The sequence below is a fragment of the Allobosea sp. GW821-FHT09G06 genome, from assembly GCF_059416005.1.
The window spans coordinates 1576390-1592561 of the sequence record NZ_JBWKOI010000001.1 but is presented as its reverse complement, the minus strand read 5'-3'; the positions used below and the strand labels follow the sequence as shown (position 1 = coordinate 1592561).

Annotated in this window: 17 protein-coding genes; 4 read left to right on the top strand and 13 right to left on the bottom strand. The window is 68.3% G+C overall.

Going from position 1 to position 16172, the window contains the following annotated elements:
* Positions 1-87: 87 nt before the first annotated feature.
* Genes fliK through AC07NY_RS07810 form a run of 3 tightly spaced genes read left to right on the top strand, consistent with a single transcriptional unit; the run spans position 88 to position 3160 of the window.
* The gene (fliK, locus tag AC07NY_RS07820; RefSeq protein WP_494583017.1) at positions 88-1710 is read left to right on the top strand and encodes a flagellar hook-length control protein FliK; all 1623 of its coding nucleotides are present in this window, start codon (positions 88-90) and stop codon (positions 1708-1710) included.
* Positions 1707-2000, top strand: coding sequence for an EscU/YscU/HrcU family type III secretion system export apparatus switch protein (locus AC07NY_RS07815; RefSeq protein WP_492288269.1), 294 nt, complete (start codon positions 1707-1709; stop codon positions 1998-2000). The genes fliK and AC07NY_RS07815 overlap by 4 nt, the downstream gene beginning before the upstream one ends.
* Positions 1997-3160 carry a GNAT family N-acetyltransferase gene (locus tag AC07NY_RS07810; protein ID WP_494583015.1) on the top strand — a complete coding sequence of 388 codons (1164 nt, stop codon included), beginning with the start codon at positions 1997-1999 and terminating at the stop codon, positions 3158-3160. The genes AC07NY_RS07815 and AC07NY_RS07810 overlap by 4 nt, the downstream gene beginning before the upstream one ends.
* Here the strand turns inward: AC07NY_RS07810 and AC07NY_RS07805 are convergent.
* On the bottom strand, positions 3093-4019 hold the full coding sequence (locus tag AC07NY_RS07805) for a hypothetical protein (RefSeq protein ID WP_494583013.1): 927 nt from the start codon (positions 4017-4019) through the stop codon (positions 3093-3095). The two genes, AC07NY_RS07810 and AC07NY_RS07805, sit on opposite strands and share 68 nt — an antisense overlap.
* A 167-nt stretch (positions 4020-4186) precedes the next feature.
* On the opposite strand from AC07NY_RS07805, the gene mog reads away from it, so the two are divergent.
* Positions 4187-4720 (top strand): molybdopterin adenylyltransferase, encoded by a 534-nt coding sequence (mog, locus tag AC07NY_RS07800; protein ID WP_494583011.1) that lies wholly within the window; start codon positions 4187-4189, stop codon positions 4718-4720.
* A 17-nt stretch (positions 4721-4737) separates the two neighbouring features.
* On the opposite strand, the gene AC07NY_RS07795 is transcribed toward mog, so the two are convergent.
* The 12 genes from AC07NY_RS07795 to AC07NY_RS07740 all read right to left on the bottom strand — a co-directional run bounded on the left by AC07NY_RS07795 (position 4738) and on the right by AC07NY_RS07740 (position 16075).
* Entirely contained in the window at positions 4738-5307 is a 570-nt protein-coding gene (locus AC07NY_RS07795) for a glutathione peroxidase (protein ID WP_494583009.1), read from the bottom strand.
* A 123-nt stretch (positions 5308-5430) separates the two neighbouring features.
* Positions 5431-5817, bottom strand: a complete 387-nt coding sequence (locus tag AC07NY_RS07790) for a response regulator (protein WP_047578914.1) — start codon at positions 5815-5817, stop codon at positions 5431-5433.
* Between the two features lie 11 nt (positions 5818-5828).
* Positions 5829-6938, bottom strand: a complete 1110-nt coding sequence (gene cheB / locus AC07NY_RS07785) for a chemotaxis-specific protein-glutamate methyltransferase CheB (RefSeq protein ID WP_492288264.1) — start codon at positions 6936-6938, stop codon at positions 5829-5831.
* Positions 6938-7531: a chemoreceptor glutamine deamidase CheD gene (locus AC07NY_RS07780; protein WP_492288263.1), complete on the bottom strand. Its 594-nt coding sequence runs from the start codon at positions 7529-7531 to the stop codon at positions 6938-6940. Before AC07NY_RS07780 ends, cheB begins: the two co-directional genes overlap by 1 nt.
* Complete coding sequence (locus AC07NY_RS07775) at positions 7528-8406, bottom strand: CheR family methyltransferase (protein ID WP_494583007.1); 879 nt, start codon at positions 8404-8406, stop codon at positions 7528-7530. The genes AC07NY_RS07780 and AC07NY_RS07775 overlap by 4 nt, the downstream gene beginning before the upstream one ends.
* A gap of 3 nt (positions 8407-8409) precedes the next feature.
* A complete protein-coding gene (locus tag AC07NY_RS07770; RefSeq protein ID WP_494583005.1) occupies positions 8410-10227 on the bottom strand; it encodes a methyl-accepting chemotaxis protein in 1818 nt (605 codons plus the stop codon).
* 65 nt (positions 10228-10292) lie between these two features.
* Positions 10293-10805, bottom strand: a complete 513-nt coding sequence (locus tag AC07NY_RS07765; protein WP_492288260.1) for a chemotaxis protein CheW — start codon at positions 10803-10805, stop codon at positions 10293-10295.
* Positions 10802-13108: a chemotaxis protein CheA gene (locus AC07NY_RS07760; RefSeq protein ID WP_494583003.1), complete on the bottom strand. Its 2307-nt coding sequence runs from the start codon at positions 13106-13108 to the stop codon at positions 10802-10804. Before AC07NY_RS07760 ends, AC07NY_RS07765 begins: the two co-directional genes overlap by 4 nt.
* 19 nt (positions 13109-13127) lie before the next feature.
* The gene (locus tag AC07NY_RS07755; RefSeq protein ID WP_257731518.1) at positions 13128-13487 is read right to left on the bottom strand and encodes a response regulator; all 360 of its coding nucleotides are present in this window, start codon (positions 13485-13487) and stop codon (positions 13128-13130) included.
* A gap of 6 nt (positions 13488-13493) precedes the next feature.
* Positions 13494-13775, bottom strand: coding sequence for an STAS domain-containing protein (locus AC07NY_RS07750; RefSeq protein ID WP_257731517.1), 282 nt, complete (start codon positions 13773-13775; stop codon positions 13494-13496).
* 304 nt (positions 13776-14079) lie between these two features.
* A complete protein-coding gene (locus AC07NY_RS07745; protein WP_265055593.1) occupies positions 14080-14547 on the bottom strand; it encodes a response regulator in 468 nt (155 codons plus the stop codon).
* Positions 14548-14602: 55 nt separating this feature from the next.
* Positions 14603-16075, bottom strand: a complete 1473-nt coding sequence (locus tag AC07NY_RS07740; RefSeq protein ID WP_494583001.1) for a methyl-accepting chemotaxis protein — start codon at positions 16073-16075, stop codon at positions 14603-14605.
* Positions 16076-16172: the final 97 nt, after the last annotated feature.

The following is a 16172-nucleotide window of genomic DNA, read 5'->3' as shown; positions in this document are numbered from 1 at the left end:
GCAGGCACGCCCTGCATCACGCGGCCGACCGGCAAGGAAATGCTTAATCTTTCGTGACAGGGTGGTGCGTCGTCACAGGGACGCCCGATGAATCTCGCCCAGCTCGTCAAGAGCCAGACCCTCGCCACCTTGCTGCAAGCGCTCGACGCAGGCGGCGAGCTGTCGGCTGGCCGGACGGTGCAGGCCAGGCTCGCTTCGCTGGAACCGGACGGCACCGCGACCGCGATGATCGGCGACAGCAAGGTCGCGCTCGTCCTCGCCGGCCCTCAAGCCAGGCAGGCAGCCCTGCAACCGGGCGCCACGCTGTTGCTGCGCCTCGACCCGCCCGAGCAACCCGGCGGAGACCTGCGCGCCACACTGGTCGAAGTGCGCCCGCCATCGGCAGCGGCAACGGGGCAGGCCCAGCCGCAACCAGCCGCAGCACCTCAACCCGCACAGCCGAACGCGCCTCCGGCTTCGACAGCGGCTCCAGCCCGGCCGAACCCGGCCGCAGTCCTCGCTCCTGTGCCACAGCCGGCCACCTCACCGGGATCGGTGGTCGCGCATCCGCCCTCACCGGTCGCGGTGCAGCAAGCTTTCCTGCAGCAAGCCCTGCAGGCGCTGGGCCTGCCGGCAGCGCAGACGGCCGCCACGCCTGCGATGGGGGCAGGCTCCACCCCCACCGCCAACGCCACCCCACCGGCAGGCGCTGCGTCTCCTGCCACTCCCGTGATCACGGCCGCGACCGCGCGCGCCGTCGCCGGGCCGCTGCTCGGCCCCATGCTGCAACATCAGGCCGGCCTCGCCCCGCTCTTCGCCAATCTGCGGGCGCTGGCGCAGGGAACGATCTCGCTGGCCCTGCCCAAGACGCTGCCGCCCGCGATCCAGCAGGTTCTGGCACAGGCTATTCCCGCCGAACGGCAGGCCCCGACGGCGGCACGGCTGAAGGAAGCCTTTCAGGCGTCCGGGCTCTTCCTCGACGCCCGGCAAGCCGCAGCACTACCCGCACCCCGGCAAGGCGATCTCAAGGCCGGCCTCCAGGCCCTGCGCGAGACCTTGCTGCCGATCATCGACGCCTTGTCGCCGGACCCGAAGGCGAGCCGCCATGAGCACGGCAGCGAGCAGACAGCGGAGCTGCAGACCGGCTCCACCGACCAATCCACCCGCCTTGCCCCGCCGCGACGCGACGGTCCGCTCACGCCGCAGCCAGCCGTGGAGCCCTCGCTGGCGCCGGGCGAGAAGCCGCTCGCCATCGCCGAGACCCTGCTCGACCAGACCGAGGCCGCGCTCGACCGGATCAAGCTGACGCAATATGCCTCGCTGCCGCTGGAGCCCGCCCGGCAGGACGGCACACAACCAGCGCAGCGCTGGCTCGCCGAGATACCGCTCGCCTTCCAGCAGGGCATCTCGATGCTGCCGCTCCAGGTCGAGCGCGACCCGCCCCGCCGCGACGCGCAAGGGGTGAGCCCGCCGGTCTGGCGCATCCGCTTCGCGCTCGATGTCGAGCCGATGGGGCCGCTCCAGGGCGTCGTCACCTTGCAGGGCCGCGATGTCGGTGTCTCGATCTGGGCGGAGCGCGAGGAGACGAGCCAGCTCCTGCGCGGCGCCGCGCCTGGTCTCGAAGGCGCCCTGCTCGATGCCGATTTCGCCAGCGGCGCCATCGATATCCATACCGGCCAGCCGCGCGTGATGCAGCCGACGGCCGGCCAGTTCCTGGACCGCCTGTCATGAGCGCGCCGCAGCCCCCTCGGATCGCCGTCGCGCTCGAATATGACGGGCACGGCGCGCCGCGCGTCACCGCCAAGGGCCGCGGCGAGCTGGCCGAGCGCATCGTCGAGACCGGCAAGGAGCATAACGTCGCCGTCGAGCAGAACGCGATCCTCGCGCAGGCGCTCTCGGCGGTCGAGCTCGACGACCAGATCCCGGAAGAGCTCTATCGCGCCACGGCGCAGGTCATCGCCTTCGTCCTCTCCCTGCGCGGTGAGTTGCGCCGGCCGAACCGGGACGGCCATCGGTCTTGAGCACGATCGTCGTCAGGCGCCTCGGCCCCGCCGCTTATGCGGATCTGGGACCGGTTTTCGCGGAACTCGCGCGCCATGCACTGGAGCCCAATCCGCATATGGCTCCGGCCGCAATCTCGGCCGCGACGACGCTCGTGCCGGAGGAGGAGATCGTCGTCCTCTGCGCCTGGCTCAGCGAAGCCCTCGATTTCGAGCAGCTCGTCGGAATCTGGGCTTTCCGTCGCATCAAGGGCTGGCGCAGCGGCTTTTCCGCCGCCCTCGCCTCACCGCTCGTGCCGCTCTACGAGGTCTCCTCCCTGCCGGTGCTCGACCGCGACCACGCGGCGGAGGCGGCACGCGCCCTGATGCGCTATCTCCTCGGATCGCGCGATCTGCCGCACCGGCTTCTGCTGCCGCTGCTGCCGCTCGACGGCCCCTGCTACGCCGTGCTCGCCGAAGCCTGCCGCCAGACCGGCAGCACGATCTCGACCTATGAGCGCTGGGTCCGGCCGGTGATGATCCCGCGTCCGGACGATAATTTCGAAGCCTATCTCAGGCGCACGCTCGGCTCTTCCTACAAGAAGCGGATGCAGCAGTTCCGGGCGGTAGGGAAACAAGGCGCCCTCACCTTCCGGCGCAATCGCGGTCGTGGCGCGCTGGAGGCGCTCGACGCCTTCCTCACGCTCGAAGCCTCCGGCTGGAAGGGCGAAGCCGGCACCGCCATCGCCTGCCTGCCGGCCGACACCGCCTATATGCGCCGCCTGGCCGAACTCTGTGCCGCCGACGACACCTTGCTGATCGACACCCTGCTGCATGACGGCCGCGTCATCGCCATGGGGCTGCTGATCGATAGTGGCAACCGCCGGCATTTCCTCAAGATCGCCTATGACGAGACTCAAGGCCGCCATTCCCCCGGTCGGACCCTGGCGATCGCCATGCTGCAGGCCGATTTCAACGGCACGCCGCCTGCCTTCTTCGACAGCGGCGCCGGCGAAGGGGTCGATGCCGGCACCTATGTCTGGGGCGAGCGCCGCGAGATGGCCAATGCGATCATTCGCGTCGGCCCGGGTCGCCTGGGCGCGGCCGAGATCGCAGCCTTCAGCCGGATGTGGCTCAGGCGCCTCCGGGATGCCGCCCGAGCCCGATCCGCCCGAGCAGCCAACGGCCGACCTCCGGCTTGAAGTGCAGCGTGTCGAGCCAGTAGCGCGACGAGGCCTTGCCGGGATCGAAATCTTCGAACGGATGGTCCGAGACGAAGTCATGGAACGGCAGGCCACGCCGCGCCGCGAGCGCTGCGACATCCCGTCGCCAGGACATCAGCTCGGCAGCCCTTCCGCCATCCGCAATAAGCTGCCGCTGGGCCGCGCTCATCGGCGACAGGACGATCGTGACGCCCCGCCCCTGCAACAGGTCGAGCGCCTTTTCGAGGTGGCTTAGGGCGTCCGGCTGGTAGAGCATCGCCGCGATATTCTGCTCGCGGGTGATCCTGCCCACCAGCGCGGCGTCGAAATCCGGCGTCGCCTTGTAGCCGTCACCATGCCAGAGGCCGGGCTCCATCCGCAGCGGCCGCGGCCCGCGCAGGTTGTCGATCGCCTTCGGGTTGAGCACCACCGAGACCAGCGCCTCGCGGCGCCCGGATGCCGTCGCAAGCTTCCGATCGATCGGCGGTGGCGGCGGCCACGCCGTGAACATGAAATAGTCGAGCTCGATCACCACCCGCTTGACGCTGCCGACATCGATGGCCAGCGCCGCCAATGTCGGCAGCTCCCGTGCCATCAGCGCGGAGAAGCCGGCATTGTAGACTTGGCCTGCCTCTGCCGAGGCATCGCGCGGATCGATACCGCGATAGACCACAGAAGAGCCGATCAACAATGTCTGCGGTGTGAGCCTGGCGATCTGGAGCGGCTTGATCAGGCGCATCTCGACATCGAGCAGGCGGCTCGCGCCGACGCCGTCGCGTGTCCAGGGCGGGGTGTCGCGAAACACCCAGTAGGGATCGCGCCAGAGCGTCAGCACGGTCAGAAGTCCGACCGCCAGCATGATCGTCGCCGCGAAGCAGGCGGCAAAGCTGCGTGGTTCGGCAGAACGGGACAAGGCGGCGGCAAGGCGCATGGCGCTGCGCTACCAGATCAGCCCGGTGCTGGCGAGGCCGGCTTGACCGTCCATCCGGCCCGCCGATACAGCAAGCCACCCGCAGGAGAAAGCCGATGAGCGCGACCGCCCGGATTGGAATCGTCACGGTCTCCGACCGCGCCTCGGCCGGCATCTATGCGGACGAAGGCGGGCCGGCGATCGAGACCTATTTCAGGAAGGTCCTGATCTCGCCCTGGGAGGCCGTCGCGCGGGTCATCCCCGACGATCGCGCCACGATCGCGCAGACGCTGCGCGACCTCGCCGACAAGGAGGGCTGCTGCCTGATCGTCACCACCGGCGGCACCGGTCCGGCACCGCGCGACGTCACGCCGGAAGCGACCGAGGATGTCATCGAGAAGCCGATGCCGGGCTTCGGCGAATTGATGCGCCAGGTCAGCCTCGCCAAGGTGCCGACCGCGATCCTCTCGCGCCAGACCGCTGGCATCCGGGGCAAGTCGCTGATCGTCAACCTGCCCGGCCGCCCCCGTGCCATCGCCGAATGCCTGGACGCGGTGATGCCGGCGATCCCCTATTGCATCGACCTGATCGAAGGGCCCTGGCTCGAAACCGACCCGGCGGTGATCGCGGCGTTCCGGCCGAAGAAGTGAGATAGGCGCGAAGAGGCTCAGCCCGCCGCCAGCTCCCGGCCGATCGCCTGCACGAGCTGCGGTGAGAGAGGGTCCGTCCCGGACGGAAAGCCGCCAAGCAGCGCGCCGTCGCGGCCGATCAGATACTTGTGGAAGTTCCAGCGCGGTGTGTCCGCCGGCTTCTCCGAAGCGGCCCAGCGATAGAACGGATGCGCCTCCGGGCCGCGCACGACGGACTTCTCGACGAAGGCGTAGGTCGCGCCATGGCTCTGCCGCGCGGCCTCGGCGATGGCAGCGCCTTCGAGCGGCTCCTGTCCGCCGAAATCATTGCTCGGCACGGCGACGAGCATCAGGCCGCGCGCCTGATAGCGCTGCCAGAGCTGTTCCAGCGTCGCCATCTGCCCGGCATAGCCGCAGCGCGTCGCCGTGTTGACGACGAGGATCGGCCGGCCGCGGTAATCGGCGAGCGGCATCCGTCCGCCGCCCGGCTTGTCGAAACCGAATGCATGGGCGCCCGTCAGGGCCTGCGCCACAGCTGCGCGCGACGCGATCCCCGTCACGACGGCTCCGGCGATCCCGGCGACAATCTGACGGCGCGACGGCAGCATGGTTTCTCTCCGGTTCGACAGCCGAACGGGCGGCATCATGCCCCAAAGCAAAAAGCCCCGCAGCCGGCCGGCGCGAGGCTTCGCTTCACGATGGCGAGACCGATAGGTCTCCGCAGGCAACTTTCAGCAGGCGAGAACCTTCTTCACCCGCACTTCGAGATCGCGCAGCTCGTAGGGCTTCACGACGTAATGATCGGCGCCGTTGCTGGTCGCCTCGTCCATCTTGTCGACCGAGCGCTCGGAGGTCGCCATGATGATCTTGATCTGGTTCAGTTCCGGCACCGAGCGGATGGCGCGCAAGAGGTCGATGCCGCTCATGCCGTCCATGTTCCAGTCGAGCAGCAGCAGGTCGTAGCGCTTGGTCTGCATCTTCATCAGGGCCTCGCGGGCGTTCTCCGCCTCGTCGATGTCCTGAAACTCGATCTGCTTGAGGAAATAGGTCGCCAGGCCGCGCATGCTCTTCTGGTCGTCGACCACCAGGATGCGGTATTCGCTTCTGGCCTTTGACATCACTTTGCTCCTTACGCGGTGCGTAGATTCGGCCGCTCGCCGACCAGCTGCCCGACTGCTCCACCGATCTGGGTGAGCGGGACGACCCTGTCGGCGGCTCCGATCTCGAAAGCCGCTTTCGGCATCCCGTTTACCACGCAGGTCTCCCCGCTTTGGATTAACGTCTCGGCGCCGGCTTTGCGCATGGCTAACAAACCGTCAGCACCGTCACGCCCCATGCCGGTGAGCAGGATGCCCACCGCATGGCTGCCGACGCTGCGTGCCACGGAGTGGAACATCACGTCGACGGAGGGCGAATGGCCGCTGACCAGCGGTCCCTCGCGCAGCACGCAGACGAACTCGCCGCGGCGCTCCTCGATCTCGAGATGGCGCGGGCCGCCCGGTGCCACCACGGCCATGCCGGGCCGCAGCCTGTCGCCGTCGGCGGCTTCGCGGACGTCGAGGCCGGTCGCGGTCGCAAGCCGGGCCGCGAACTTCGCCGTATAGCCCGGCGGCATGTGCTGCACGACGACGATCGGCAGCCTGAGATGGGCGAGGTCCCGCATCACCGTCTGCACGGCCGGCACGCCGCCGGTCGAGGCGCCGATCGCGATCAGCGAGGTCTTGCCGCTGCGCGCCGGCTCCCGTGGCGGGGCCACTGCCGGACGGGCCGGCGCAGCGGCGGCCATCTGCGTCATCTGCCTTGCGGCGGCGAGCATCTTGCGGCTGGCTGCGGCGCGCTGCAAAGCCGCGACGAGATGCTTCATGAAGCCGTCGAGCGTATGGGTCGTCCCATCGGGCTTCTCGATGAAGTCGATCGCGCCCAGCTCCAGTGCCTGGATGGTGTTGTCGGCGCCCGGCCCGCCGAAGGCCGAGACGATCAGCACCGGCAGCGGGTCCTGCTTGAGGACGCGCGCCAGAAGCTTTAAGCCGTGCCGGCCCGGCAATTCGAGGTCGAGCGTCACGACATCGGGCCTGAGCTCCTGGATGGCGTCCCAGCCCTCCTCGGCGCTGCCGGCGATGCCGATCACCTCGAAGCCCGGCGCAGAATTGATGATCTGCGTCATCAGCTTCTGCATCAGCACGGAATCGTCGACGACGAGGACCTTGACCGGAGCGGCGGAAGACGTCGCGACAACCATCACCAGACCTCCACTTCACCGGCCACCGGCTGCGTCTTGAGCCGGTTGAGATAGGCGATTTCCTGCTCGTGGCTGCTGTCGCGCGCGGTGGGCTGGACATGCTGCACCCAGGCCCGGCCCGTCGAGGGCTGGTAATGGATACGCCGCGAACGCGTGCCGCCGACATCCCGCGACACCACCGGGATGCCCTCGACCTTCAGGAATTCGTTGACGAAAGCGATATTGCCGTCGCCGATCGCAAGCATCGTGGCGCCCGAGAGCACGCGCGCCCCGCCGAAGACCTTCGCCTCGAAATTGCTCCTCTTGGCGCCGCGCTTCAACAGGTCATTGATCAGCACTTCCATGGCGGTGTCGCCATAGCGCTCGCCGGCGCTCGAATCCGAGCCGCCATTGTTCTTCGGCAGCAGGAAATGGTTGAGGCCGCCGACCCCGGCGACGGGATCGCGCATGCAGACCGAGACGCAGGAGCCGAGGACGGTGGCGACGATCTCGTCCTTGGCGGAGGTAATCTCGTGCTCGCCCGGCGCCACAGTGATGATCGTCGCCTGGAAACGCGGGTCGAAATAGCGGCGGGAGGACCGGGAGACGCTCATGCAGTCCTCTCGTAGATGGTGCGGCCGATCAGGCGCAGGTTCGGATGCGGTTGCGGCAGCGATTCCGAATGCCCGAGATAGAGGAAGCCGCCGGGCGCCAGCAGCGCCACGAAACGGTCGAGGATCGAGGCCTTGGTCTGCGTATCGAAATAGATGAAGACGTTGCGGCAGAAGATCACGTCGAACGGGCCGCTCATCGGCCATTTCTCGATCAGGTTGAGCCGCTTGAAGGAGATCATGCGGCGCAGGTCCTCGGCGATGCGAGCCTCGCCCCGCCCTGCCCCGCCTTCGAGCTTGAGCATCGGCTTCACATCGGACGGCAGGCGCTCGAACAGCTCCGCCGGATAGATGCCGGCCTCGGCCCGCGTCAGGATGTCGGTATCGATATCGGTCGCCAGGATCTTGAAGTCGAGGTCGCTGCGCGGCCCCACCACGTCGCGGCAGGAGGCGGCGATCGAATAGGGCTCCTCGCCGGAGGAGCAGGCCGCCGACCAGATCCGAATGCGGCCGCGGCGGCCGGAACGCTCCTGCAGCAGGCGTGGCATCACGTCCTTGCGCAGATGGTCGAAATGGTGGCGCTCGCGAAAGAAGGCGGTGTGGTTGGTGGTCACCGCGTTGATGAGTTCGGGCAATTCGCCCGCCGCCTGCGGCGTCTTGAGGAAGGCGCAGTATTCCGCGACCGAGTTCAGGCCGAGCGCCTTGACGCGCCGTGCCAGGCGGCCGCGCGTCATCGCTTCCTTGTGCTCGCGGATGACGATGCCGGCCTGCTCATAGACCAGCGTCGCGATGAACTTCATGTCGTCGCGGGTCAGGGTCACGTCGGCCATCGCGGGCTGGGCCAGCGCAAAGGGATTGGACGAGGCAGGTCTGTTCATCTCTCAAATCCCCATCCGGCCGCCAGCGGCGACGCGGCGATGCTGTGTCTGTTGCACGGTCCGCGGCGGCACCTGTGCCGTAACGGGCGCGACGTTGCGCCGGGCCGAAGCCGGAACGCCGTGCAAGGTGTGGTGGCCGCCGAGTGCCTCGATATGGGCGTGCAGCGCGGCCGCCTGGTCGGCGAGCTCGGCCGCGGCCTCGGCGCTGCGTTCGGCGAGATCGCTGTTCTGCCTGATGCCCTTGTCCATCTTGGCGACGCTGCGGCCCATCTCACCCGCCCCCCCGGCCTGCTCGGCCGTCGCGGTGGCGATCTCGGAAACCGTCGCGGAAACCTTGCCCGCCGCGGCGACGATGCGCTCCAGTGCCGTGCCGGTCTCCCGGACGAAGCCGACGCCCTCCGCGACCTGCCCGTTCGACGAGGCGATCAGCCCCTTGATGTCCTTGGCCGCCTGCGCCGAGCGCTGCGCCAGCGAGCGCACTTCGGACGCAACCACGGCAAAGCCCTTGCCGGCATCGCCCGCACGCGCCGCCTCGACCGCGGCGTTGAGCGCCAGAAGGTTGGTCTGGAAGGCGATTTCGTCGATCACGCCGACAATCTCGGAAATCTTCAGCGACGAGCTTTCGATACGCTCGATCGCGCCGATCGCCCGCGTGACGACGCCCTGTCCCTGCTGCGCGACGCTCATCGTCTCGCCAGCGAGTTCGCCGGCCTCGCGGGTGCGGATGCTGCTGCGCCCGACCGAGGCGGTCACCTGTTCGGCAGCGGCCGAAGCCTCTCCGAGATCGGTTGCAGCCCGTCCGGCGCCGGCTGCAAGCTCCGTGGTCGCGGCATCGACCTCGGCCGCGGCCTGCGAAACCCGGCCGGCGGTCGCGCGGATTGTCTCGAATGTCGTCCCGAACCGTTCAAGCGTCTCGTTGAGGCTGTCCTGAAGCTGGCCGAGGCTGCCCTGGTGGGTCACCGGGATGCGCCGGTTCAGATCGCCCTCCGCCATGCCGGAGACGGCATCGGCCATCTGGTCGAACGTGCCCTCGAGCAGCGCGTTGATCCGGTTCAGGCCCTTGACCGCATGGCCGAGCGGCAGCGGCTGGCCTTCCGACGACAGCCGGCGGGAAAAGTCGCCGGCCTCGGCCGCCTCGACGAGTGTCACGATTTCACCGGCGAGCTTGAGGTCGCCGGTCATCTCGCGCCATTCCACGGCGGTGCCGAAGCTGCGGCCGTCGGCACGCATCATGGCGGTCAGGGTCAGGCAGATCGTGCGGCGGCCGAGCGTCAGGCGCACCGGCTGGCCGCTGAGCGGTTGATGCTCACCCTGCACGCGCTCCATGACACGGCCCAGCATGTCCTTGGCGGAACAGCCCGGAAAGGCGGCGCGGAAATCCTCCTGCGCCTCGCCGAAGAAGCGCAGCAGCGCCTTGCTGACATAGACGACGCGGCCGGCAGGGTCACAGAGCATGATGCTGGCGCGGCCATGGTCGAGCGCGGCGCGCAGGCGCTCGGCTTCCTGGCCCTGCTCATGGATCGATGCGAGCGCGCGCGACAGATCGGCCCCCTCGCCTGATCCGGACAGGTTGGGAAATGTGACGTCGCCGCCCTCGGCCAGACGGGCCGCAGCGGCGGCGCTCCGCGCAAGCGGACGGGTCGAGCCCCAGGCCGCGACCCCGCCGAACAGCGCGACGGTCGCGACCGCGGCTGCGCCCAGGGCGGGCGCGCCGGCGAAGGCGGCATAGGATGCCAGGCTGCCGGCAAGCGCCGCCGAACCGGCGGCGAGCAGCGGCTGGCTGACCGAGAGACGTGAGAAGGGGCCGAGCGCGCTGCCCATGGGGTTCGATCGTTTCTTGTTCTCGCCCGCTTCTTGAACGCTACGCTCGGGCTGGTCTCAAAAGGTCAGGCGGCCCGGCTGGTCTTGATCAGGGCCTCGGCGCCGCCGTCGCGGATCACGGCCGCGAGGTCGAGCAGCGCGACGATGTCGGTGTCGAGCAGAACGAGGCCTTCGATCAGGCCATGCTCGTCGCGCTCCAGGTCCGGCGCCGGACGCACCGCGGTGACCGGCACGTCGACGATATCGGAGACCGAGTCGACCAGCAGGCCGGCGGTCTTGTCCTCGACATCGACGACGACGATGACATGGGTCGCTGTCGCCTCGGTGGCGCCGAGCCCGATCGCGGTGCGCAGGTCGTAAACCGCGAGGATGACACCGCGCAGGTTGAGCACGCCGCGCACATGCGGGGCCGCATGCGGCAGCGGCGTCGTCGCCTGCCAGCCCTTGATCTCGCGGACCATGCCGACATCGATGCCGAAGGTGCGGTCGCCGACCTTGAAGGTTACGATCCGGCGCGCGGCCGATTCAGGCTGCGCCGACGAGAAGTGCTTTTCGCCGAGTTGGAGCGTCATGGTCATCCAGCCATCTTGAGGTCAGATTGAGGGGGGCGGCTGCCGGACGCGGCAAGCCGTAGCATCGAGTCGATATCCAGGATCAGGGCGACGAGGCCGTCGCCGAGGATCGTCGCCGCCGAGGCGCCGTTGACCGCGCCGTAATTCGCCTCGAGGCTCTTCACGACGACCTGCTGCTGGCCGACGATCTCGTCGACGGCGATGCCAACATTGTTGCCGCGCTCGTTCTCGGCGATGATCACGATGTTCTCGTTGGTCGTGCCCATCGAGCCCATCACGTCGCCCAGCCGATAAAGCGGAGTGACCTCACCGCGCCAGCGCAGGACTTCCTGGCCGAAGGGCAGGCGCTCGATCGGGGTCGAAGCCAGGTGCTGGGTCTCGATCACCGAGGCGATCGGGATGACATAGCGGTCGTCGCCGCAGCGGATCACCATGCCTTCGAGCACCGCGAGCGTCAGCGGCAGGGCGAGCGTGAACTTGCAGCCCCGGCCCGGCTCGGAGTCGACCGAGATGCGCCCACCGAGCGATTCGACGTTCCGGCGCACGACGTCCATGCCGACACCGCGCCCCGAGACGTCGCTGACAACCTCGGCAGTCGACAGGCCGGCGGCGAAGATGAGCTGATCGATCTCTTCCGGCGCGAGCTTCTCGTCCGCGCCGACAAGGCCACGCGAGCGCGCCTTGGCGAGCAGCCGGTCGCGGCCGATGCCGCGCCCGTCATCGGTGACGGAGATGACGATGCGGCCGGCACGATGCTCGGCGACCAGCTTGATCGTGCCCTCGCGCGGCTTGCCGGCTTCGATGCGATCGTCCGGCGTCTCCAGCCCATGATCCATCGAGTTGCGGATCATGTGGGTCAGCGGATCGGCGAGTTCCTCGATGATCGTCTTGTCGACCTCGGTGTTCTCGCCTTCGAGCACAAGGCGCACTTCCTTGCCGAGCGTCTGGGCCAGTTCGCGGACCAGGCGCGGCATGCGCTGGAACACGGCCTTCACCGGCTGCGCGCGGACCGCCATGACGTGGTCCTGCAATTCGCGGGTCTGGCGCGACAGCGTCAGCATGCCCTCGGCGGTCTTGGCGTGGACGTCATATGGCAGCGAGCGGACGCATTCGACCAGCATGGACTGCGTGATGACGATCTCGCCGACGAGGTTCATCAGCTTGTCGATGCGGTCGAGATCGACGCGAACGCTGACGGCCTGACGCTGGCGCGCCGAATTGTCGGGGGCGGCCGGAGCACGCGGCGCCGCGCGGGCGACGGCGGGCGCCTCCGCGGCGACAACCGCAGCGGCTACGGCGACCGGGGCCGGCGCAGGCTGGATATCGGGCTCGTTCGCTGCTTCCGGCGCGGCGCCGAGCTTGGCGAGGATCGCGGAGAGGTCGGCAGCAACCGCGCTGGAGACTTCCGACTGGGCGGCCGGAGCCTCAGCGACCTGCGGAGCCTCAGTCACGGCCGGCTCCGGGAAGCTGATCTCGAATTCCTCGTTCGCGAGGCTGAAATCGAAGCGGCCGTGCAGATCCTCGACCGTGAGTTCGGTGCGCAGGTCCACGTCGAAGCGCATCCAGCAATCGCTGACGTCGATGCTTTCGAGCGGCGGCACCTGACTCAGGTCGCAGCGGATCGAAACGATGTCGTCGGCCGGCAGGGAGCCCAGCACGACGCGTGGTTCGATCACGCGGCGGAACAGGTCCGGCTCCGGCATGATGCGCAGATGGACGTCGCGGCCGGGCTTGCCGGTGGCGCGCGCAGGGGCGGCGACGGGCTCGTCGTCCCAGCCGTCATCGGAGGCGGCCGCCGGAGCTGACGTCTTCGCCTCGACCATGGCGAGCAGGTTGCCGAGCGCGGCGATGCCGATGGGCGCATCGTTGTTGGCGGCGGGGGCGGCCGGTTCCGGAGCGGGCGCGGCAGGAGCCGCCGGCGCGGCGACGGGCGCCTGCGGTTCCTTGCCGACCTGCTCGAGCGCGGCCAGCAGGTCCGGACGCTCGGTCGCGGGCTCGTCGTTGCGGGCGGCCGAGACCAGATCGGCGACGGCATCGGCGCAGCGCAGGAACAGCGCGAACGGCGCGTCCTCGATGGCGACGCGGCCTGACCTCAGATGGTCGAGCGAAGCCTCGAAGACATGCGCGAAGCCGACCAGCTCCGTGCAGCCGAAGGCACCCGCGCCACCCTTGATCGAGTGAATGGCACGGAAAGCGGCATTGACGTCCTCAGGGTCGGTGGAACCCTCGTCGAGAGCCTGGAGCTTCAGCTCCAGCGCGCCGAGGAGTTCCTCGCATTCCTGGAAGAAGGTCTGCTTGAGTTCTGCCAACGGATCCATCGGCCGACCTTCAGTTCTGGTAGCGCGCGACGAGGCCGAGCAGCGTGTTGGGTTCGAAAGGCTTGACCATCCAGGCGCTGGCGCCGGCACGGCGACCCTCGGCCTTGATCTCGGCGCCGTTCTCCGTGGTCAGCACGATGATCGGCGTGTTCTGCCCGGCGGGACGCGAGCGGCAGGCGCGCGTGAATTCGATGCCGTCCATGATCGGCATGTTGAGGTCGGTGATCACCAGATCGGGGCGGAACTGGTCGAACTTGGTCAGTCCGTCCTCGCCGTTCTCGGCCTCCGCCACTTCATGGCCGGCATTGCGGAGCGTCAGGCTGAGCAGGCTGAGCAGGGTCTTGGTATCGTCGATCGCCAGGATTTTCATACCTGATCACTCCAGAACGAGAGCGCTGTGAGCGGCGTCGAAGCCGATCGCCCGCAAGGATTCGCGGCATTCCTCGGAAGCCGCCTTGAGCGTGACCGAAAGCCCCCGCGCGGCGGCGCTGGTGGCTGCGGAGTGGAGAAGCTGGATCCAGAGACTGGGCAGCGGCCCGGCCTCGGCGCATTCGACAGCGATGCTTTCCCGCTGTTCCAGCGCCACCAAGAGCTGGTTGCGGAACGTCGCGGCCTCGGTGCGGCCGAGGAAAGGGGGAAGCGAGACGGTGATGACCATGAAGAGCGACCCAGGATTGCGTCAGGAGCATCGCGTCAAACTGGTAAAAACTTCGCTAAATATGTTCAGCCGCATCAATACTCTTGGCATTTTCGCGGCAGCTGCGGCCTACCTGGGGTTGTCGCCGGCTACGGCAGCGTTGTGGCAAGGCCTGATCGGTTACGCCAGAAGGGCGCCGCAGCGCCGATACGACATGGCGGGCAAGAGATTCGGTGCGATAGCCGGACTTTCTTGGCGGCGCGCACGAGCGAAGTCCTGGCGCCGGGGCGGCCCGGTTTCGTTGGGAAAAACCTTGGGGCAACCGTCAGAAGATGGCGTTGCTGATCGCGCGCGGCACCAGCGTGATCTTGCCTTCAGCCTCACGGTATTTCCGGGGCATGTTGATGACGCCCGAGAGATGAAGCCAGAGATTGTTCGGCGAGATCGGCTTCGTGACGATCTCATGCGCGCCGAGCTTCGCCGCCTGGACGACCGAACGCCGGTCCGGCCGCTCCATCATGACCAGCACCGGCGCCTTGGCGAAGGGCGAGGTCTTGAAGGAGCGGATCGCAGCCAGGCACTTGACGCTGTTCCCTTCCGGCATGTCCCAGTCGAGGATGACGATGTTCGGCTGCTTCTGGATGAAGGTCGAGGCAGCCGAGGACAGGTCCGACGCCTCGAAGATGCGGTTGAGCTGCGCCTGGTACAGCATGGTGCGCACGATCCGGCGATAATGCGGGCTCGGATCGATGAGCAGCACCGAAAGGTTGGGAAAGGAAGGCGCTAAATGCATGGCGCTGGCTCGGGAACTCGCTTACTCAACTCGACAAATTGCATACGGCCGGCGGCTAGACCTTGAGCCCGAAGCGGAAGCCGCCCCAATGCCGCCCCTTGACCATGATCGGCGCCGACAAGTCTTCCATCACGAGGAACTGCCCGCCGCCCATGTCGCGCCGGTAGCTCTGCAGCAGGAACGGCTTGCGGTTGCGCGCGGCGGCAAGTCCTGTCCGATCGTCGAAGATGCGACGGTTGCGGCAATTGGCGTTGTTCCAGACGGGATCGCCGCCCTGGGGCTGCGCATACTTGCGGTTATGCGTCGGCAGGAAGCCGTTGCGGTCCACTGCAGCGCAGAACACGATCCGCCCGTTCGAGGTCAGGAGCTCTTCCTGCAAGGGCGGCAGCAACCGGTCGGTGAGCGCCACGAAGCGCGTCATGTGCTGGACGGGGTCCGAACCCGGGATCGGTCGATAGGCTTCGTCGAACAGGTCGGCCAATGTGAGCTCGCCGCGCTCGATCGCTGCCTCGAACATCTCGCCGATCGTGCCGGCCGTCTCCATCACCGTCGCGATCAGCTCCGACTGTGCCGTGCGCACGCCGGATGCCGCGATCGAGCCGAGGATGCCCTCGCTGATCGCGACCAGCGCCTCGGTGCGCTGACCGGCTTGCTGGAGATTGTCCGTGGAGGCATCGACGCCGGCGACAAGCGCGGCGAGATCGTGCCCCGCCTTGGCGCAGGCTTCCGCATTCTCCCGCGTCGGCCGTGACACCGCCTCGATCTCGCCGATCAGTTCGACGACCGAGCGGCCGAAGCTGTCGAACTCACCGATCTGCTGCGAGATCGTCTGGCTGCCCGCCTGGGCGCGCTGTGCCGTCTGTGCATTCTCCTGGCTGCGGCGCGCGACGGCGTCGACGGCCTTCACGAGCAGGTCGAGCTGGGCAGCACTCGCCGCCGTCGCCTCGCGGGTCTGTTCCGCCAGCGCCTTCACGGCGGCGGCGATGACGGCGAAGCCCTTGCCGGCCTCGCCGCTGCGGGCCGCCTCGACGCCGGCATTGATCGACAGGAGCTGGATCTCGCGGGTGATCGACTGGATCGCGTCGCTCGACGCCCGCGCCTTGTGCGCGTCCCCGACGGCCTGCGCCAGGATCTGCGACATCGACTGCGCTTCCTGCGACAGGGTCGCGATATCCGCCTGCGCGGCGTTGAGCCCGAGCCGGACCGATGTCGTCACGCGTTCGAGCCCGGTGCGGACGCCGGAAGCCGCCGCCTGCGCGCCCTCGGCAGCCTGCCGGATCGCGTTGTTCGCCTGCGACACCTGTTCGACGGCGCCGACCACGCGGCGCAGGCCGGCCGTCTGCTTGTCGAACTGTTGCGTGACGTCGCCGACGCGCCCGGCGATATCCGTGATCTCGGCGCTGAGCTTGCCGAAACGGGCCGCGATCTCGCGCACCGCGCGCTCGGCGCCCGTCCCGGCCGGCTCGTCAACAGGCGCCGCTGCAATCGCGCCAACGGGCAGATCGAGCTTGCGAGCCAGTGCATGCATGGCGGGACGCCCCTTCAACCCGGGAGGATTTCTCTCGGAACCGTAGAGAAACGCGGTAAATCGCCGGTTAAGAGCCCGTTCCGGCGATTTACCACTT